The sequence below is a fragment of the Paraburkholderia sp. BGA-UO-ETr-F12 genome (assembly GCF_059567945.1).
Window position 1 is genome coordinate 467702 of record NZ_JCAQOZ010000066.1, and the last position, 19484, is coordinate 487185.

The following is a 19484-nucleotide window of genomic DNA, read 5'->3' on the forward strand; positions in this document are numbered from 1 at the left end:
ACCAGGGCAGAACCTGGCCGAACGGACGAGGTCAGATCAGGCACAAAATCAGTTAGACTCGTCGGCAAGTTTGGGTCTGCACCAGGTCCACCCCGGGTCGGCCTTTTCAACCGCGTTTTCTCAGTGAATGGAATTCAGGCAGTCGATGCGCTATTCGGTTGAAATAAAAAAATTCCTTTACAGCCAGTACTTTTATGGCGGCCTGCGCATCGCAGTCGGCGTGTCGTTACCGGCCGTCCTGTGTCTGATCGTATTTCACGATCGCGACCTCGGCTTCACGATTGCGACCGGCGCGCTCGGCGCATGTGTGGTCGACATGCCGGGCCCGCTCAAGTACAAGCACAACGAGATGCTGGCGTGCACGGTGATCGGCTTCCTGTCCGCGCTCGCCACCGGCCTCGCCACGGTCAACTCGGTGGCGTTGTGGTGCACGGTCGTGCCGCTCACGTTCGTGCTCTCGTTGATCGTCGTGTATGGCAACCGCTGGCCGCAAATCAGCTTTGCCACGCTGTTCATGATGGTCATGACGCTGGAAGAGCATTTCACGCCGATGCAGGCGCTCGTCAACGCGTCGTGGATTCTGGTGGGCGGTCTCTGGTACACGTACTGGTCGACTTTCGTCAGCCGCTGGATGATGCATCGCATCGAACAGCAGGCGCTCGCCGAAAGTGTGTTCGCGTGCGCGGACTATCTGCTCGCGCGCGCCGCCTTCTACGATCTCGATAACGATCTCGACGAGTGCTATCGCAACCTGGTCGACAAACAGATTTCCGCGGTCGATCGTCAGGATGCTGCGCGCGACATCGTGCTGCGCAATCTGCCGAAGCTGAAAACCGGCCGGCTTGAGCCGCGCCGGGCCATGCTGTTCAATCTGTTCATCAATACCGTCGATCTGCACGAGCTGTTTGTCGGCACGCATGTCGATTATTCGCTGGTGCGCAACACGTTTGGCGGCTCCGATCTGCTGGTGTTCTACCGCGATCTGATTCGCAAATCCGCGGCCGATCTCGAAGAAATTGGACTCGCGGTGCTGCAAAACCAGCCGCCGCGTATTCGCGTGAATGTCAAAGCCGAGTTGCGCGCCATCGAGTTCGAGATCGACCTGATGCGCAAGCAGGACCTGCCGAGCAAAAATCCCGAGGCGTATTCGGCGATATCGTCCACCTTCCGGCGTATCTGGAGCGCCACGCGCCTGATCGACAAGATGCGTAAAAGCCTGTCGAGCGATCCGGGCGCAAGCGGAACTGAAACCGAATTGCGCCTCGACCAGGCGCTTTCCCGCTTCGTATCGAGCCGCCGTGTGCCGTTCGGGCAGATCTTCTCGAATCTGACCATGGCCTCGCCGAGCTTCCGCCATGCGCTGCGCGTGACGATTGCGGTCGCGATAGGTTTCTGGCTCGGCCGCCTGCTGCCGCTCACGAATGCCTACTGGATCGTGATGACCACGGTCATCATTCTGAAACCGGGCTATTCGCTGACCAAACAGCGCAACGGGCAGCGGATCGTCGGCACGCTGATCGGCTGTGCGGCGAGCATCGCGTTGATGATCTTCGTCAAGGAGCCGCACATCCTGCTGGTGGTGATGTTCGCGTCGATGGTGATGAGCTACAGCCTGCTGCTGTTCAATTACACGGCGAGCGTGGTGTTCACCTCCTCGTACGTGCTGCTCATGTTCCATCTGCTCGCGCCGGGCAGTATGCGCATCATCGGCGAACGCGCGATCGACACGGTGGTGGGTTGCGCGATCGCGATTGCGGCAAGCCACTTGTTCCCCTACTGGGAATACCGGCTGATGGGCAAGCTGGTCAACAACATGATCAATGCCACGCGGCAGTATCTGGAAGCGAGCTGGTGGTGGAGCGGCAAGCCGGCGGCCGCGGTGGTGGCCACAGTAACGGAAGCCGGTGCATTTGCGCCCGCGGCGGCCATGGCGGATCCGGCGATCGATTTCGGCAAGCCGGTGCGCGCGATGGCAAATGCTGGATCAAGCGTTGGAACAAGCGTTGGAACAAGCGCTGGAGCAACTACGAGCGGCAACGCGGTACTTCAAACCGGCTCCGGCGCCGCTGCAAACATGGGTGCAACCGCCGCTGCCAATCCGAATACTAATGCGGGTGCCAAGCCGAGTTCAGGCGACGCCGCCGCCGTCAGCAACGCGAGCACCAAGCCGGCAGGCGGGGCATCCGCTGCCGCGGTGGCCGCTGCAACCGCGCTTGATCGCGATTATCGCTACCGGCTCGCGCGCAAGAACGTCCACGTAGCGTTTGCCAATCTGGGCCAGGCGTTCCAGCGCATGATGCTCGAGCCGAAGTCCGCGCAGAAGTTCGTGCCGGAACTGAACGACCTGCTGATACGCAGCCACGTGCTCGCCTCGCAGATCACAGCGGCCGCGCCGTTGCTGCGCACCTCCGCGCAGCAGGGCGACGCTGTCTCGCTACAGCCATTGCAGCGCGCGCTGAGCGTGGTCCGCGACAATTTGACCGAGGCCGAAGCGGGTAGCGCATCGCCCGCCGACCAGGGCGAACAGATCAAACAATTGATGCGTGAGCTGGATGTGATGGTGGTCGAGACGGAGAAATCGCCAGACTATTCGGCGGACGCCGTGCACGACATGAAGTTGCTCGCCCATCAGTGCAAGCAGATGCTGACGGCGTCAGCGCAGATTCGCAAGGATGCGAGCGTGATCCGGCTGCCGGCAGAAGCGTGATACGAAACGGGCCGTTATAGCGGCCCGGGCTCGTCGTGCGCCATACGTTCAAAGCAGGCTTTCAGCACGTGCCGGCAACCAGCACCGCACGAGGCGCAAGCTCCGCCGAACCGACCGCGGCGGCGGATCGTCGATCGATCGCGTCGTGTGTCTTCGTGTGCCTTATTGCGCAGCGCCGCTCGCGGGTTTCGCCGCCGTAGCCGCCGCCGTAGCCGCCGCCGCGTCCGAAGAAACCGTCGGCTCCGGTGCGTTCTGACGGTCGAACTCACGCTTTTCCGTGATGGCGTTATAGAAGAGCGTGGCGATCACCAGCAGTACCGCGACCACGATGAAAATAGCAATGCCAAAAGTCGGGTTCTTCTTGCGCGGCGGTTTGTTCATGAGGCGGGCTCGGTTCGCGAAGCAGTCGCGGATAGTATCGGGAAAGGCGGCATTCTACGCCCACTGAGCTTGCGCGTGGCTTGCAGTCAACGGCCCTCCACCACCGCCGAGGGCCGCACCGGCAGCGCCGTCGAGTACTTGATCTGTTCCATCGCAAAACTGGAACTCACGTCATACAGCGGCACGGCGCCGATCAACAGCTTATAGACCCGATCGTAGTCGTCGATATCGGACACCACCACGCGCAACAGGTAGTCGGTTTCGCCGCTCATCCGGTAGACCTCCACCACCTCCGGAATGTCCTGCACCGCACGCGTAAAGGCCTGCGCCCAGGCCTCCGTGTGCTGGTTCGTTCGCACCGCCACGAACACGGTCGTGCCCACGCCGAGTTTGCGCGCGTCGCACAGCGCCACCTGGGCGCGAATCACGCCGGTCTCTTTCAGACGTTGCAGCCGCTTCCAACATGGCGTTTGCGACAGATTCACGCGCTGCGCCAGTTCGGCGATCGGCATCGTTGCGTCTTCCTGCAACAGTTCGAGCAGCTTCCGATCGATGATATCCATTCCCATCATCACGCCCCTATAGGAAATTATTCTACTTTTAAGACTGTGGGTGGAATTATATGGAAACTCTTTCTCCAGGCAAACGGGTATAAATATCTCTGTCAAAAAATAGCCGATAAGCAGCCATCCAGCTGCACAGCGATCATGAGCCAAGACCCCCGTTCAACCCGCGTCGCCCATTCCTCCGCCCACGCCACGCAGTTTGCCGCCGCGCGCGAAATGCCCTCGTGTGCGCCTCGCACCGCGCCGCTCGCACACCTGTGCGACGCGCTCGATGCAATGTTCGAAGCCTGCGTGAATTTCCCCGAACCCTCGAATTCGACCTTCTTCGCGCGCAGCATGCGCATCGCGCTTGCCGAAGCCGCCGCGAACCCCGCCTTGCTCACCCCGGCGCAACGCGAAGGCTCCGCCGAAAACTATCGCCGCCATCTGCTGGCCGCCGACCCTCACGGCCGCTATGCGATCGCCGCGCTGGTGTGGCTGCCGCACCAGGCAAGCCCGGTGCACGCACACCACACCTGGTGCGGCTACGCGGTGCTGGAGGGCACGCTGAGCGAAACGGTCTTCGAATGGAACGGCGCACAGCATTGCGCAAGCGCCACCCGAACGCAAGCCCGTAATACCGGCGCCGTGTCGTTTGTGCGTGGCGGCAGGAGCGGCATTCACCGGCTCGGCAATTGCAGCGACGCGCCCGCCGTCTCGCTGCATATCTACGGCGTCGCGGGCGCGCAGATCGCCACGCACGTCAACGACATCGTGCACACCGTTCAGGCACCGGCGCTCGCCTGAAACCGGCATCGGGCTTACTCAGCTTTTACCGCCCGCGTCACCAGCGGTCGGAATCTGCGGCGGGATCGGCGCGGTCTGCCCGGTCGGCGGCGGCGCCGGACGCGGTTCGTGCGACACATCGCGCGCCGCCGCCACGGCAACGTGCGCGGCACGCATCGAAGCGCCTGTCGCGGCATGCACGTGTTCAGGTCCATGCCCATGCGCAAGCTCATCGTCCGGCAAAGGCTGCCCTTCACTATCTTTCGATGACGTGTACACCCGCATTTGCGGCACGGGGATCTCGATGCCGGCCTCGTCCATCTTGCGCTTGAGCCTCAGATTGAAGGCCCGCGCCACGCTCCATTGCTGCAACGGCCGCGTCTTGATCTGCCCTTTCACGACCATCCAGTTCGGATCGAAACGGTCGAGCCCCCACACCTCGATCGGTCCGAGCATTTCGCGCCGGTAACGAAAGTCGGCCATCAGATCGGCGCCGACTTCGCGAATCAGTTGCGTGATCTGATCGACATCGGTCGAGAACGACATCCGCACTTCGAACACCGCGTAGGCGAAATCGCGCGACAGGTTCTTGACGATCTTGATCTGTGAAAACGGAATCGCGTGAATCGCGCCTTGCCCGTCGCGCAAACGGACCGTACGGATCGACAGATGCTCGACCGTGCCCGCATGGCCACCGTCTACGTCGATCCAGTCGCCGACCGAAATCGTATCTTCGATGATGATGAAAAGGCCCGTGATCAGGTCGGTCACGAGCGACTGCGCGCCGAAACCGATCGCGAGACCAATCACGCCGGCACCGGCCAGCAGCGGCGTCACGTTGATGCCCAGATTCGCCGCGGTGACGATGCCGGCAATCGTCATAATCGACACCAGCAGCACGTTGCGCAGCAACGGCAGCATCGTGCGCGCCCGCATGCTCGGATTGCGCGATTTGTTGCGCAGACTGCCTGGATTGAGGGTTTCGGTGATCGCGGTATCGACCAGAATCCACAGCAGCCATGAAATGAATACGGTTGCGACGATCGCGGTCACCGCATGCGCAATCCCGCGCGCGGCAACGTTTTCCTCCACGACTTCCGCGAGCGACACGCCCCACAACCGCGCCGCCAGTTCAAAGAACAGCAGCCAGATGAACAACGTGAGCAGCGTGCCGCAAAAGCGCAACAAGCGCGACAGATAAGGCGAGCGGCGCCGTGCGCGAGCGCTGCGCGGGCGCGTCATACGCAGCACGACGGCCGACAGGAAAAATGCCAGCACCAGCAGCAGTGCGGTCACCACCGAAATCTGCAGCACGTTTTCGCTGGAACCCGAGCCGCCGAGCGTGGCGACCACCGACGCGGTGGCCAGCACCAGCACCGGCACATGCCAGAGCGAGGCGAGCACGTCGAACGCGTCGGTCGCGGCCTGATGGTCGTTACGCTGGTCGTAGGCCCGGTTGCGGATCAGATGCGCGACGGGCCGGCGAAACGCCAGCGCGAAATAGCCGGTGAGCACGGCGGCAGTCATGTTGGCCGCCGTCGAAATCAGCGCGGCGAGATTTGATCCCAGTTGATGCTCGACGTCGTAGTTGACCGCCGCATCGCCGAGCGCGGCGCATATGCCCACGACAAACAGCACGCGCCGCGCGTGATCGAGCAGCAGACGCACGGCAACTCGCCGGTGCCCCGAGCCGAACAGCGAAAACATGATCAGACAGATCGCCGAAAACACCGCGCCCGCGACAATCGCATAGGCGACCACCATGCCGAGCGTGCGGCCAAGCTCATCGGGCATGGCACGCACGAACAGCAAGGCAGCGAGAAAGGCAACGATCCACGGCCCGACGCGGCGTAGTGCAAAGATCAGCAATTCGCGCGTGGTGGGATTCGGGTTGAGCCCCAGAACGATGCCGAAGCGCCGGTACAGCCGGTGTTGCACGTAGATCAGCGCGCCGGCGCACGCCCCCCAGCCGGCCAGCATGGCGATCATCGAGAAGACGATGCGCCCGAAGCTTTCCTGCCCTTGACCCGAAATGATCGTATAGAGCTCGTTGCCGGCCGCGTTGAAGCGGCCGCCCCAATAGCGCACCGGCGTGCGGCCCTGATGCACATCGGATTCGAACGACGCGATGCCCGACGCGATGGCGCCGAGCAAGCCCGGGCTCGGTTGCGCGGGCGCCGGTTGCGCGACGTTTTGCGAGACATCGCGCAGCTTCTTGAGCTGGGCGACGAGCGCGCTGCGCTGCCGATCGTTGTCGAGTGTCGAGATCACGCTGTCGAGCGAGCGCGCCAGTTCCGCCTGGCTCGCAGGCGACGGCGCGGAGGCCGCGTCCGCGGCGGAGGCGCCCGAGGCGGCGGACGCAGGGGTCGCTGTCGCGCTATTGATCAGGCTCTGTAAAGCCGGAATAACAGGCGTGCCAGCGCCGGCAGCCTGGGCCGCGGCGGGCATCCATCCAATGCTGAGGATCAGCGCGACGCACACCGTGAGCGCCCACGCGCCGAACCACGCCGCGACGCGAGTACGAACACCGCGTCCACCGCTGCATCCGATCTGATTGAAATTAAACTGAAAGGCGGCGCGAGTCGCCGGTTGTTCGCCGTTAGACGGCGCGGCCCCGGACTCACGCCGCAATTGGCATGACTGCATGGCGATCCGTAAGAAAACGGGAGACGCCAGTGTAGCCGCAGTTTCACAGCAGGCAACCGAACATGCGTAACCGATTGTTAGGACGCTTGCGCAAACCCGGCGATTGGCGGCCCACCCGGTCCGCCGGGCGGCCGCTACGACGCATGCCACGGACTACGCGCGACACGAGCCGCGTGCGGGCCCATACGGCACGTTAAGGCTCAGTAAGCCACCGTCGCGATCTGACGGATAAAACGGCCCTGCTCCAGTTCATCGACGAAGGCGATCGCATAGTCTTCCGCGGAAATACGGCTATTACCCTCGGCGTCGGCGATAAGCGTGTTCGCACCCGTGCGGAACTTCCCGGTGCGCTCGCCCGGGGCGATCAGCGCGGCCGGCGCGAAGAAAGTCCAGTCGAGATCGGTGATGCCGCGGTAGTAATCGAATGCATCGCGATGCGCCAGCGCGACCGCTTTGTAGGCATCCGGGAAGCCGTCCGTGTCGACCAGTTGCTTGCCCGGTGCGACTTCGAGCGAGCCCGCGCCGCCCACCACCACCAGGCGCTTCAGCCCCGCTGCGCGCACGCCGTCGACCAGCGCATGGGAGGCCCGACTCACCACTGCCGGGTCGTCTTTCGGCGGCGCGTATGCGCTGGCGACCACGTCGTGACCGCGCACTGCGGCACTGACGCTCGCGGCGTCGAGCACGTCGGCCTGCGCAGCCGTCACATTCGCCAGATCCGCCGGCACGCGTGCCGGATTGCGCGCCAGCGCCGTCACCTGATGCCCACGACGAGCCGCTTCCGCGGCGATCCGCGAACCAATCATGCCGGTGGCGCCGAACAACGCGATCTTCAACTGTTTGCTCATTTCGATACTCCTGGTATGTAAGCCAATATGTAACCACATTGATTACATATATTCCGGAAAAAAGAGGGGCATCAGCCCCTTCCATTCTCAGGCGCGCGTCGCGACTACTTCGCGCGCGCCCTTCTGTACCGCTTCTTTGCTACGTTATCCGTGCGAACGCCGCTTACGCTCACGCGCCCGTTCGGCGCGCACTACGTCGGCAGTGGCGTCCGCAAGTGTGCGCGCGCCGAGCGACGCTTCCATAGCCTGCTGCGCTTCGTCGATGATACCGCGCAGCACGACCTGAATATTACGCCCCACCATGCATGCCGGATTCGGCTCCTCGCGATGCATGGCGAACAATTGCGCGTCGTCCACCGCACGGTACACCTCGAGCAGGGTAATGCTTTCGGGCGCCCGGGCGAGCAGCGCACCGCCGCCCGCGCCAAGTTGCGAGGTCGTGAGACCGGCGTCGGCCAACATGGTCAGCAGACGCCGGATCAGCGCAGGATTCGTATTCACGCTGCCCGCGATCATCTCCGACGAAAGCGGCACGCCCTCCTGCAACGACAGCAGCGCGAGCACGTGCACAGCAAACGCAAACCGGCTACTCGTATTCACAGCAAACCTGCCCGGCAACGACAATGTGTAACCATAGTAATTACATTTAATCCGGCTGTCAAACGGACGGCTGCATAGACCGTCCTCTCACTTGTCCATCTGCTTTTGCGCATCGCTGGAATCGCCCGATGCCGACGAGGAAGCGGAGGCCGCCGCCGACGCCGAACTTTGCGCCGACCATTCCTGCAGCTTGCGCCCGGCGTTCTCGAGGCCCTGGCCGGTCAGCGCCGCCGCCTTGCCGAGCTGCGCGTTCGTGGCGCTCGCCGCGTTTTGCAGGTTGGCCTGCGCGCTCGATGCCAGCGCGGCGGGATCGATTTTGATCGACGGCGCGGAAGCTGCGGAGTCCAGATTCTGCTGCGCCGTTGCCTTGGTCGCATCGACCTGCTGGCCCACGTAGCTGGCTGCCTGATCGAGCTTCTGACCGGCGGCTTGGGCCGCCTCATTGAGCTTGCCGGCGACCTGATCCGCCGACGCATCATTCTTTTGACAAGCCGTGAGGCCGCCGAACACGAGGGCAACAACGGCGGCACGGCGCAACAACGGTGAACGAATGGATAAAGTCATATTTGTATGTGCTGTATATGAGCCGCATCGAACGGCTTTCGCATGCGAAAACGCGCCCATGATACGCCGTTGCGCGGCGAACCCGTTCATCGCGCCGCATGTTGCGTCGCGGTTCTGTCAAACGTGTTGGAGTAGACTGACTGCCCGCTCGATGTATTCCGTTGATCAACTGGAGGCATGCGATGGCAGCAAAGAAGATTCTGTTCCTGACCGGCGACTTCGCCGAGGATTACGAAACGATGGTGCCGTTTCAGGCACTGCAGGCCGTCGGCCACGTCGTCGACGCGGTCTGTCCGAACAAGAAAGCCGGCGAGAAGATCAAGACCGCCATCCATGATTTCGAAGGCGACCAGACCTACACCGAAAAGCCCGGCCATCAATTCACCCTCAATGCGACATTCGACGACGCCGATTCCCGTCAGTACGACGCACTGGCCATCGCGGGCGGCCGCGCGCCCGAGTATCTGCGTCTGAATCACAAGGTCATCGAGCTGGTACGGCAGTTCGCCGAAGCGGGCAAGCCGATCGCGGCGATCTGCCACGCGGCGCAATTGCTGGCCGCCGCCGACGTGATCCGCGGCAAGCGCATTTCCGCCTACCCGGCCTGCGCGCCCGAAGTGAAGTTGGCCGGCGGCGAGTACGCCGACATTCCGGTCGATGCGGCAATCACCGACGGCAATTTCGTCACCGCCCCCGCGTGGCCCGCTCATCCTGAGTGGCTGCGTCAATTCCTCGTGCTGCTCGGCACCCGGATCGAACTCTGATCCCGACGGCGCGCGCCGGCTCTTTGCGGCCACGCGCGCTCGCCTTCGCAATACTTGCGCGGCAACGCGGCTTACATTGGCCGCACGTCGATTCTGAACCCCACCTCGGGGCGTTTTATCGCCGCTGTGGCTTCCGCTCGACGACAGCAGGACTGATAAAGCTTCAGTAGAACCACGAAGCGGATTCGCAGAAACCTCTCAATGCGATTGCCCCGGAATGTGCCCTCGTCGCACCCGACTTTGAGACTCGTCCGATAGTTCGCAGCAAAAGGCTTTCCTATAGTCGCGGGTTGACCTGGGAGCCTTTTTTGATGGAACTGACTGATTGGATCGTCATTCTCGCCGTCACGCTGATGGCGATTGCTTTTTTTTGCGCACGTACACCGGCCAACTGGTCGCGGGAAAACCGCGCACGGCGTCTGGCGGGTACGCGCATGCTGGTGCAGGCAGCGTGCTCGCTATGGGCGGCGCTGTTGATCGCCGCACGCGGCCTGTTCGCGCTCGACGGCCTGCCCGGCTTGCACCCGGCGCCGCTCGAAGCGCTGACCGGCATCGCGGTCCTGATCTGCTGCGGCTGTTACTGGTCGATCCGCGGTAGCAAACTGCTCAAACCACGCCGGCTCTTTACCGCGTACTGATGCCAGGCGCGGCATGGGCGGTATTCGCGGCGTGTACCGCACCGCCGCCGGGACCCGCGCCCCCTGAATCACCGGCTGCCGCACGCGCTTCCCGTCCACCCTGCACCGCGTGAGCACCGTCCGCCAGCGTGGCATGTGTTTCGACAGACCGCTGCGCGCCCCGCGTCCCGGCTTCGGGCAGCGACAGATAAAACGTCGTGCCCACCCCCTCTTTCGACTCCGCCCATACGCGCCCGCCGTGGCGCTCCACCACCCGCCGCACGAGCGCAAGACCGATGCCCTCGCCTGCCGCCACATTGCCGTGCAGCCGCTGAAACGCGTTGAAAAGCCGCGGCAACGCGATCGCCGGAATACCCAGGCCATTGTCCCGCACGTAAAAAATCCGTAGCGAATGCACGCCCGGCGGGGCCGGCGTCGTACCGATCTCGATCAGACCTTCGCGCGACGGGTCCAGATAATTGACCGCGTTGCCGATCAGGTTCGCGAACACCTGTTCAAGCGCGGTCGGGTCGCCCCATACCGGCGGCAGTTCGTCGACGATCACATGCGCCCGCCGTGCCCGGATCGATCCCTGCATGGCATCGATCACGCGCGGCACGATATCGCGCACTTCGACCTTTTGCTGCCGGTACTCGACCCGGCCGACGCGCGACAGCCGCAACAGCGCGTCGATAATATGAGAGGCACGCAACACGGCGGTTTGCAGGAAGTGCAAGGCCTCGCCGATATCCTCGTCCACCACCCGTTCGATGCGCTGCCGCGGCTCGGCCGCGAGCGACGACTGCCGCAGCACCGCGCGCAGGTCGTCGCAGGCGCGCGTCAGTTCTTTCGAGAAGCCTTGCAGATTCACCAGCGGCGCACGCAGGTCGTGCGACACGCTGTAGATGAACATTTCGTTCTCCTGGGTCTGTTGCCGCAAGGTCTCGTTGATGCGCGCCAGTTCGCCGGCGCGGCGCGCGAGATCGGACTGAAAGCGCGCCTGGATGCGCTCGGCTTCGAGCAGGCGCCGGCTGGTTTCATGCAAGGTCAGATCGAGCCGGGCAATTTCGTCGCGGCCCGGACCGATCGGCGCTAGCGGCTCGTTGCCCGCAAGGCGCCCGGCATTGTCGGAGAGCAGCGCGAGCCGGCCGCGCACGCCACGCGTGAACAACCAGATGGCCACCGCGACGAACAGCAAGGAGCCGAGCACGGCCGCGACGACCAGCATCTGCTGCCGTTCACGCGCGGCGCCGGCGGCGCTTGAACGCAACGTGTCGAGGCGCCGCTCTTCACTCTGGAAGGCCGCCACTTGCTGGCGGAAGCGATCGAGCACGTCGGCGCCGCCCAGATCTCGAAAGCGATCGAGCAGATCGCGCCGCCGCCCCGAATGCAGCATGTCCTGAACGCGGTCCGACCATTGGCGATAGCCCTGCACCGCCTGGCGCACCTGCACCACCCGTTCGACTTGCGCCGGGTTATCGGCCACCAGCTCGGCCAGTTGATCGATGCGACGGTCGACGTCCATCCACACCGTGACCGGCGTGGTAAAGCGGGTATCGTTGGCAAGCACCGCGCCGCGCAGCGCCACCGACTCACCCAGCACCGGATCGAGAATCGCGGTGGTCTGGCGCAGCACGTCTTCGCTATGGATAGCCCACCGCTCGGCTTGTGCCGCGTCAGACTGCGCCTTGACCAGGCCGGACAGCAGCGCCAATTCGAAGAAAGCCGGAATCGCGATCAGCAACAGGCCTTTAGTGGTCAGTCTCATGCGTGCGCATTGGAGGTCGATGGCCGGCAGATCATGCACGGGGACGGCACATTATGTGGGCGTTTGCGCAGGAAGACAAAGACGGCACGTCAGGAATCATGCTTGTTCCGCCAGATATCGTTCCGTACGCAGCGATTGCGCATAGAACGTCAGGCTTTTGAATTAAACGTAAATCAAATCGAATAATTTGCCCACATTTGGATCATGAGAGCGGGAGCGAAACCATCATGCACTTAAATTGTGCTTTCGTTGCCATTCGAGGTGCAAGGAAGAACTGACGCTGAATTGCCAGCACGTCAGAACAATCCCATTCCGGTGCGGATCTGCACCTGATCGACGCTTTCGGCACAAATTTGGCCCGGTTCTTGCATTCAATGCCCGCTTTTTTGGCATAAGCGGGACACTCGATGGAAAGTCTTAAAACCGGCACCGATACCCTCTTCCTTTTGCTAGGTGCCGCAATGGTGCTGGCCATGCATGCGGGATTCGCGTTTCTCGAACTCGGCACGGTCCGCAAAAAGAATCAGGTCAATGCGCTGGTGAAGATTCTGGTGGACTTCTCGGTCTCGACGATCGCGTATTTCTTCATCGGCTACACGATCGCCTATGGCGTGCAGTTCTTCGGCAGCGCCGAATCGCTGGCCGCGCACAACGGCTATGCGCTGGTGCGCTTCTTCTTCCTCCTGACCTTCGCGGCGGCAATTCCGGCGATCGTGTCGGGCGGCATCGCCGAGCGCTCGAAGTTCAATCCGCAACTGTTCGCCACCTTCGTACTGGTTGGCTTCATCTATCCGTTCTTCGAAGGAATCGCGTGGAACGGCCGCTTCGGCATTCAGAACTGGCTGACCCAGGTCTTCGGGGTGCCGTTTCACGACTTCGCCGGCTCGGTGGTGGTGCACGCGTTCGGCGGCTGGGTCGCGTTGCCGGCTGTGCTGCTGCTCGGTGCACGCCACGGCCGTTATCAGCGGGACGGCCGCATCGCCGCGCATCCGCCGTCGAATATCCCGTTCCTCGCGCTGGGCGCATGGGTGCTGGCGGTCGGCTGGTTCGGCTTTAACGTGATGAGCGCGCAGACCATCGACAAGATCAGCGGCCTCGTGGCGGTCAATTCGCTGATGGCGATGGTCGGCGGCACGCTGAGCGCATGGCTCGCGGGCCGCAACGACCCCGGCTTCACGTACAACGGCCCGCTTGCCGGACTGGTGGCGGTATGCGCCGGCTCCGACCTGATGCATCCGCTCGGCGCGCTGGTGACGGGCGGCATTGCGGGCCTGCTGTTCGTCTATATGTTCACCTGCGTGCAAAACCGCTGGCGTATCGACGACGTACTCGGCGTGTGGCCGCTGCACGGTCTGTGCGGCGCGTGGGGCGGCCTCGCAGGCGGCATCTTCGGCTTGCGTGCGCTCGGCGGCCTTGGCGGCGTGTCGTTCGGCGCGCAACTGGTCGGCACGCTGGGCGGCATTGTGGTGGCCTTGCTCGGCGGCACGCTCGTGTACGGCGCCATTCGCCTGACGGTAGGGTTGCGGCTCGACCAGGAAGACGAATACAACGGCGCGGATCTGTCGATCCACAAAATTTCGGCCACGCCGGAGCACGAAAGCGTCGGCTGAGGGGCTGCTAGCACGCTACCCGCGGTTGGCCGCAAATCGTGCGCGGCGCGCCGGATGCTGCGCGCCGCGCACAATGCTCGTCTGTCCCCAATGCCAGGCGGATGCTAGACTTGCGCGCTGGAGATGGCATTCTCCATTAACCGCCCTTGATGGCTGATGATGCCTGCTTCGCCCGGACGACTGCGGACGCGGCATCACGCCTACCCCGCGAGCCCGGTTTGTCGATCTTTCGGCTTCGCCAGAGTACTTTTCCATGTATTTGTCCATTCTCGCGGTCGGCATTGGCGGCGCGCTCGGCTCGCTATTCCGCTGGTTTCTCGGCATCCGTCTGAACGGCCTGTTCACCGGTTTGCCGCTTGGCACCTTCGCCGCTAACGTGATCGCCGGCTACGTCATCGGCGTCGCGGTCGCGGGGTTCGCGCGGGCGCCGCAGATCGCCCCCGAATGGCGGCTCTTCGTCATCACGGGTTTGATGGGTGGCCTGTCGACGTTCTCGACATTCTCGGCGGAAGTCGTGCAGCGCCTGCAAGACGGCCGGCTCGGCTGGGCAGCAGGCGAGATCGTCATTCACGTCGGAGCCTCGCTCGTAATGACGATCCTCGGCATCGCAACCGTTTCCTTGCTGGCGCGCTGAACGGCGTGATCGCTTCGCTGATCCGCGAGACGTGCGGCATCTCGCGTTCAATCACGATCTGACTGGCGCGAAACCGGTATGACGCACGGTTCATGCGTGCCGTCGATGGCGGGTCCTGCTGAACCTTCCACACTGGCAACCGGCGCGTCGGTACTCGATGTCGCGCACGAATACGGCTACGATTCGGCGCCCTGGACTCTCCCCCCGAACTCACGTCTCTTTGCTTTTACGTGCTTTCGCCCGGTTACTCGCCGGCGCATTCTTCTTCAATTTGGTCTGGTTGTGTTCAATCGCGGCACGGACCAGATTCTTTAGCGCGCGTTCATTGATCCTGTCGCCCTCGAAGAAGTCGATCGCCCGTCTTGCGTTGCCCTCAAGACTCGCGTTGAAGAGCTTGTCGGGATCCGGAAGGCTAGCCCCGTGGGCAAAGGTCAACTTCACCTTGCCTTTGTGCGCATTGGCGACCGCGATCATTCCGTCGCGAGACCACACGGGGCTGCCCATCCACTTCCATTCCTCGACGATCTGCGAGTCGGCCGCGAGGATGGCCTTACGCATCGCGGCGAAGGTTTCACCACGCCAATCCGTGATTCCCGCGATCATCTGGTCAATGGTTTCTGACGGAGTCATAAGGTCGTTACGCCTCGAATTCTGGTCCGGTCTCGGCAGAGACTGCCTTTGAATTGTGCCTGCATCAATCCGCCGGCGCGAATGAGGCATTAATTTCGCCATTTTTTTCGATTTTTATCGTTATTTTTGTTGTTCCCCACGGCGGTAAGATCGCCGCAGCCTGAATAGTAGAAGGGGCAAAAATGGCGATCACCTTGAATCTCTCAGCGTCCACCAATCTGAACAAGTCGTTGAAGATCGACGCCATTCGATTCCTCGCGGCTGTCTGGGTTCTGATGTACCACTTCAAGCCGCCCGCGTTCAAAGAACTGCTGCCCCACCCACTCGCCTTCCTCGGCGGCGCGCTGTGGTCAGGCTCGACCGCGCTGTTCGCGGGGCCCGCCGCCGTCATCGTATTCTTCGTCATTTCCGGCTATTGCATCCACAACGCATATCAAAAGGATGTGACGCTCAAGCCGATCAACTATTACGCGTCCCGATTCATCCGCATCGGCTTGCCGCTGGTCATTCTGCTGTGCCTCGTTCAACCTTTGCCGGCGGGCCAGAACTATCTGGAATCCGTACTGTGGTCGCTCTACTGCGAGATGGTGTATTACGCCGCTTATCCGTTGCTGCGCCCTCGCTTTCGCTACCTCGGTGAAATGATCGTTGGATGCGCGCTTGCGGCGGGCGTGATGGTGGCCGTGGTTCGGCTGATCGGGCACCCGGTTTGCCACGGCTGCGTCATCGAAACGTATGGGGTTCCCGGCACGGCGCTGCTGTATGCGGCCGGATGGATTTTCGGCTGTCTGATCGCGGAGATCCAGCGCAACACGGAGCAGTTCCATGTTCGCGGTGCGTATTCGCCGCTCACGCTGATGATCAAGGGCGGCCTTGACCGGAGCACGCGCTACCTCGCAAATCACCTGGTTGCGTTGAGAGTGGCGGTGGTCGCGGCCGGTGCGGTCATTATGATTCTGTTGTCCGAATCGAATCTCAAGCCGGCCATCGTGCCCTTGATCACGCCCGATATCACGCTGCCGCTATTTCAGTTCCTCGCGGCGGTCTGGATCGCGGCGGAAACCGCCACGCCGTCCAGAAGCGGCGTGTGGGCCAGACTGGCCACCTTCGGCGCGTGGTCCTACAGCCTCTATCTGTGCCACAAGATGGCGCTTGCCCTGCTGGAAATGAGCGGATTCGACGCTACATCCCGATTCGCGTGGTTCGTGCAGGTGGCGCTGGCGTTCGCTATCAGCTACGCGTTCTACCGGATGATCGAAAAACCTTCGCATCTGCTTTCGCAGCGGCTGCGCAAATACACGCCGAATGCGCCGGCTGCCCCGGCAGCATGAAGCGCCCGGCACGAGCCATCAGATCGGCACCCGCAACTCATAGCCGTCCCGGCCGCGGATCGGCCACGAAACCGCCGCGATTGGGCATCACCACACGCGGCAGCGACGCCGCATCGAGTCGCGTATCCGCCGGCACGATGCCGTTGCGGTTGAGCAGGAATGCGCTTAACGCGTACACCTCATCGGCGGAAAGCGATTCGGGCGCGTTGTACGGCATCGCACGGCGAATGTAGTCAAACAGGGTCGTCGCATAGGGCCAGTAACTGCCGACGGTGCGCTTCGGCTTCGCGCCCGTCAGCGTGCCCTGTCCGCCCACCAGTTGATCGCCGAGACCGCCCTCGCCCTGCGCGCCGTGACACGCCGCGCATTTGGCGGCAAACACGTGCGCGCCGGTGGCGACGTCGCCGCTGCCCGCGGGTAAGCCGCGGCCGTCCGGCGCAACGTCGATGTTCCAGGCGGCGAGGTCCTGTTCGGTGAGCGGCGTGCCGATCTCGTAACGCGCGCCAGCGCTCCGGTCACCCGGCGCGACTGTTGAACACGATGCCAATGCCGAGAGCGACAGCAGCACGGCCAGCGCGGTTCGTGCCATGCGCGCGGGCGTGCGGATCGAACTGCGGCAGTTACGCATTGCGCACCTCGCCGCTTGCCTCGACTCGCCATTGCTGGATCGCGTTGTAGTGGTACTGCGAATTCAGCCCACGTGCGGCAACGAGTTCAGCACGCGTGGGCTGCACGTAACCGGTCGAGTCGGTGGCACGCGAAAGAATCGCGGTCGCGCCGCCATCCCAGTGCCAGTCCGCCTGAAAGCGCGTCAGCGCGCGATCGTGAACGGCGCCGTCCAGACGCGCGAGACGCCAGCTCGCGCCGCCATCGGTCGACACTTCCACCTTGCGGATCGTCCCGCGTCCGGACCACGCGAGACCGGTGATCGGGTAATAGCCCTGGGTGGTGAGGCGATGTCCCGGCGAAGGCCGCGTGATCACCGACTTCGCATCCATCTCGAACGCAAACTGACGCGCGGTGCCGTTCGCGAGCAGGCTGGTGTACTTCGAGGTTTCTTCACGCGTTTGCAAAGGCGCATCGACCACTTTCAGCCGGCGCAGCCATTTGACGTTCGTATTGCCCTCGAAGCCAGGCACGATCAGACGCAACGGATAGCCGTTCTCGGGACGCAAGCGCTCGCCGTTCTGCGCGTAGACCACCAGCGCGCGATCGAGTATGCGCTCGAGCGGCAGGCTGCGCGTCATCGCGGCGGCGTCCGCGCCTTCTGCCAACAACCAGCCGCCCGCCGGATTGGCCGGGTTCGACAAGCCGCCCACCTCTTCCAGCAAGGTCGACAAGCGCACGCCGGTCCATTCGCAGCACGACAGCAAACCATGCGTGAGTTGCACCGGCATGCCGCTCGGACCATTCCATTCGTTGCCGGTATTACCGGAACATTCGAGAAAATGAATCCGCGATTCGGACGGCAGGCGCAGCAGGTCGTCCATCGTGAACAGCTTGGGCGTGCGCACCAGCCCGTGAATAGCCAGCCGATGCTGATCGGGATCGATGTCCGGCACGCCGCCGTGATGACGCTCGTAGACCAGACCGTTGGGGGTGAGCGTGCCGTGCAGATCGGCGAGCGGCGTCATTGACGAAGCCGCGCCGGGCAGCGGCCACGCGCGTGCGCTGCGCCGTACGACATTCGCCTCATAGGGCGAAGGCACGCCGTAGGGATGCTCGAGAATGGGCGCGCCGGGCACGCGGCTCGATTGCGCGACTGTGAGCGGCTTGAGCAATTCACTGGCGGCAGCGGTGTGAGAAACCACCAGACCGCCGGCCGCCAGCCGACCGAGCAGTCGACGGCGGCCGCGCGACGGCGGAGAGTTGTGCGGGTTCATCATGGCGTCGGCACATCATAGGCAAGCCGATTAGCGTAACGATGCCTGCTGTCACGGCCAAACGATAAATTCGACTATCGTTCGACACAAACCGCATATCGGACGGATACGGTGCGCCGTCAAGCCAGCACGTTCGAGAACACCCTGTCCGCGAGACGATTGGAATCGGTGCCGCTGTTGAGAACGCCCACCGCCTTCAGATCGTCGGCGTAGAGCGATATCTCTTTCCTGAACGCGTCGCCGACCGGATGATGGCGATCGGTATGGCTCTTGAGCATCGCCGTCAATTGGCTCACTTCGGCAGAGGGCGTATAGGCCGAGAAAATCGCCGCCGCGTCGGCCGGATGATTGGCGGTCCACTCGGTTGCTTCGAGCAGCGCCTGGGTCAACGCCTGCGCGGTGGCGCGATCCTTTCGCACCAGCGACCCGCGCACGCCCAGCACGCAGCACGAACGGTTCTGATACTCGCCGCACAGATTGTTCGATACCTCGACCAGGTGATCGGATTCGCGAATCGTCCAGATGGTCGGGTCACCGTCCGCAATCGCCTGCACTTCGCCCTTTTTCAGCGCCTCGCCCAACAGGTTCGCCGGATACTGGCGCCAGTTCACATCGCGCTCCGGGTCCACACCGATTTTCTTCAGCACGATGGCAAAGAAATTCTTCGTAGGACTTGCCATATCGCTCACGCCGATCGTGCGGCCCTTCAGTCCCGCCACGTCGACGATGCCCGACGCGCGCGTGGCCAGCAAACGCATGCAGCCGCCGTGAATCCCGGCCGTCAGTTTCACATCGAAGCCCTGCTCCAGCGGTTTGATCCAGCGCAGCGCCATGCCGACACCCGCATCGGATTTGCCCGTCGCGATCGCCTCGAGCAACTGGTCCGTCGAACCGGAAAAGTTCACCAGTTCCACCTGCAAGCCGTGCCGCTCGAAAAAACCCTGCTTCACCGCCACGGCCACCGGCGCGGTACAGATCGCGCCGGCATTCCACGAAAGCTTGAGCGGCTTGAGCCCGGCCTGCGGCGTCTGGGCGACCGCCGGCGAGCCCGGCATACCCAGCCACGCGCCGCCGAGCGCCGCGGCGCCCGCAGTCCAGGCCGTCTTGCGTAACCACGCGCGGCGGCTTTCGCTGAGCGGCGCTTCATCGTAGGGATTCATGGTTGACTCT

General features: G+C 63.2%; 18 protein-coding genes and 1 riboswitch. Of the genes, 7 read left to right on the forward strand and 11 right to left on the reverse strand.

Going from position 1 to position 19484, the window contains the following annotated elements:
- Positions 1–145 precede the first annotated feature (145 nt).
- A complete protein-coding gene (locus tag AC57B6_RS35675; RefSeq protein WP_496423077.1) occupies positions 146–2707 on the forward strand; it encodes an FUSC family protein in 2562 nt (853 codons plus the stop codon).
- Positions 2708–2869: 162 nt separating this feature from the next.
- Here the strand turns inward: AC57B6_RS35675 and AC57B6_RS35680 are convergent, their stop codons facing one another.
- Positions 2870–3088 (reverse strand): hypothetical protein, encoded by a 219-nt coding sequence (locus AC57B6_RS35680; protein WP_496423078.1) that lies wholly within the window; start codon positions 3086–3088, stop codon positions 2870–2872.
- An 86-nt stretch (positions 3089–3174) separates the two neighbouring features.
- The gene (locus AC57B6_RS35685) at positions 3175–3657 is read right to left on the reverse strand and encodes an Lrp/AsnC family transcriptional regulator (protein WP_028199757.1); all 483 of its coding nucleotides are present in this window, start codon (positions 3655–3657) and stop codon (positions 3175–3177) included.
- Between the two features lie 213 nt (positions 3658–3870).
- Here AC57B6_RS35685 and AC57B6_RS35690 point away from each other — a divergent pair, with 213 nt between their 5' ends.
- Positions 3871–4440: a cysteine dioxygenase family protein gene (locus AC57B6_RS35690; protein ID WP_252889297.1), complete on the forward strand. Its 570-nt coding sequence runs from the start codon at positions 3871–3873 to the stop codon at positions 4438–4440.
- A gap of 18 nt (positions 4441–4458) precedes the next feature.
- On the opposite strand, the gene AC57B6_RS35695 is transcribed toward AC57B6_RS35690, so the two are convergent.
- The 4 genes from AC57B6_RS35695 to AC57B6_RS35710 form a co-directional block, all read right to left on the reverse strand.
- Positions 4459–7065 carry a mechanosensitive ion channel family protein gene (locus AC57B6_RS35695; RefSeq protein ID WP_496423079.1) on the reverse strand — a complete coding sequence of 869 codons (2607 nt, stop codon included), beginning with the start codon at positions 7063–7065 and terminating at the stop codon, positions 4459–4461.
- Between the two features lie 200 nt (positions 7066–7265).
- Positions 7266–7913: an NAD(P)-dependent oxidoreductase gene (locus tag AC57B6_RS35700; protein WP_106353912.1), complete on the reverse strand. Its 648-nt coding sequence runs from the start codon at positions 7911–7913 to the stop codon at positions 7266–7268.
- Between the two features lie 144 nt (positions 7914–8057).
- Complete coding sequence (locus AC57B6_RS35705; protein WP_028199761.1) at positions 8058–8513, reverse strand: Rrf2 family transcriptional regulator; 456 nt, start codon at positions 8511–8513, stop codon at positions 8058–8060.
- An 87-nt stretch (positions 8514–8600) separates the two neighbouring features.
- Positions 8601–9077, reverse strand: a complete 477-nt coding sequence (locus tag AC57B6_RS35710; RefSeq protein ID WP_028199762.1) for a BCAL1086 family glycoprotein — start codon at positions 9075–9077, stop codon at positions 8601–8603.
- A 182-nt stretch (positions 9078–9259) separates the two neighbouring features.
- Between AC57B6_RS35710 and AC57B6_RS35715 the strand changes: the two genes are divergently transcribed.
- On the forward strand, positions 9260–9841 hold the full coding sequence (locus AC57B6_RS35715) for a DJ-1/PfpI family protein (protein ID WP_046565687.1): 582 nt from the start codon (positions 9260–9262) through the stop codon (positions 9839–9841).
- A 311-nt stretch (positions 9842–10152) separates the two neighbouring features.
- The gene (locus AC57B6_RS35720; RefSeq protein WP_028199764.1) at positions 10153–10479 is read left to right on the forward strand and encodes a hypothetical protein; all 327 of its coding nucleotides are present in this window, start codon (positions 10153–10155) and stop codon (positions 10477–10479) included.
- On the opposite strand, the gene AC57B6_RS35725 is transcribed toward AC57B6_RS35720, so the two are convergent.
- Positions 10466–12226 (reverse strand): sensor histidine kinase, encoded by a 1761-nt coding sequence (locus tag AC57B6_RS35725; RefSeq protein WP_496423080.1) that lies wholly within the window; start codon positions 12224–12226, stop codon positions 10466–10468. The genes AC57B6_RS35720 and AC57B6_RS35725 overlap by 14 nt on opposite strands.
- 407 nt (positions 12227–12633) lie before the next feature.
- Between AC57B6_RS35725 and AC57B6_RS35730 the strand changes: the two genes are divergently transcribed.
- Positions 12634–13836, forward strand: coding sequence for an ammonium transporter (locus AC57B6_RS35730; protein ID WP_496423081.1), 1203 nt, complete (start codon positions 12634–12636; stop codon positions 13834–13836).
- A 110-nt stretch (positions 13837–13946) separates the two neighbouring features.
- A riboswitch (Fluoride riboswitch) is annotated at positions 13947–14009 on the forward strand.
- An 80-nt stretch (positions 14010–14089) separates the two neighbouring features.
- On the forward strand, positions 14090–14470 hold the full coding sequence (crcB, locus tag AC57B6_RS35735) for a fluoride efflux transporter CrcB (RefSeq protein ID WP_046565693.1): 381 nt from the start codon (positions 14090–14092) through the stop codon (positions 14468–14470).
- 210 nt (positions 14471–14680) lie between these two features.
- On the opposite strand, the gene AC57B6_RS35740 is transcribed toward crcB, so the two are convergent.
- Positions 14681–15100, reverse strand: a complete 420-nt coding sequence (locus AC57B6_RS35740) for a DUF1801 domain-containing protein (RefSeq protein ID WP_491562999.1) — start codon at positions 15098–15100, stop codon at positions 14681–14683.
- A 182-nt stretch (positions 15101–15282) separates the two neighbouring features.
- On the opposite strand from AC57B6_RS35740, the gene AC57B6_RS35745 reads away from it, so the two are divergent.
- Positions 15283–16431, forward strand: a complete 1149-nt coding sequence (locus tag AC57B6_RS35745; protein ID WP_496423082.1) for an acyltransferase family protein — start codon at positions 15283–15285, stop codon at positions 16429–16431.
- Positions 16432–16468: 37 nt separating this feature from the next.
- Here AC57B6_RS35745 and AC57B6_RS35750 read toward each other — a convergent pair whose 3' ends face one another.
- The 3 genes from AC57B6_RS35750 to AC57B6_RS35760 all read right to left on the reverse strand — a co-directional run bounded on the left by AC57B6_RS35750 (position 16469) and on the right by AC57B6_RS35760 (position 19474).
- Positions 16469–17020 (reverse strand): c-type cytochrome, encoded by a 552-nt coding sequence (locus tag AC57B6_RS35750; protein ID WP_496423155.1) that lies wholly within the window; start codon positions 17018–17020, stop codon positions 16469–16471.
- Positions 17021–17051: 31 nt separating this feature from the next.
- Positions 17052–18317 carry a sulfite dehydrogenase gene (gene soxC, locus AC57B6_RS35755; protein ID WP_496423083.1) on the reverse strand — a complete coding sequence of 422 codons (1266 nt, stop codon included), beginning with the start codon at positions 18315–18317 and terminating at the stop codon, positions 17052–17054.
- Positions 18318–18433: 116 nt separating this feature from the next.
- Entirely contained in the window at positions 18434–19474 is a 1041-nt protein-coding gene (locus AC57B6_RS35760) for an ABC transporter substrate-binding protein (RefSeq protein WP_106353925.1), read from the reverse strand.
- Between the last annotated feature and the right edge of the window lie 10 nt (positions 19475–19484).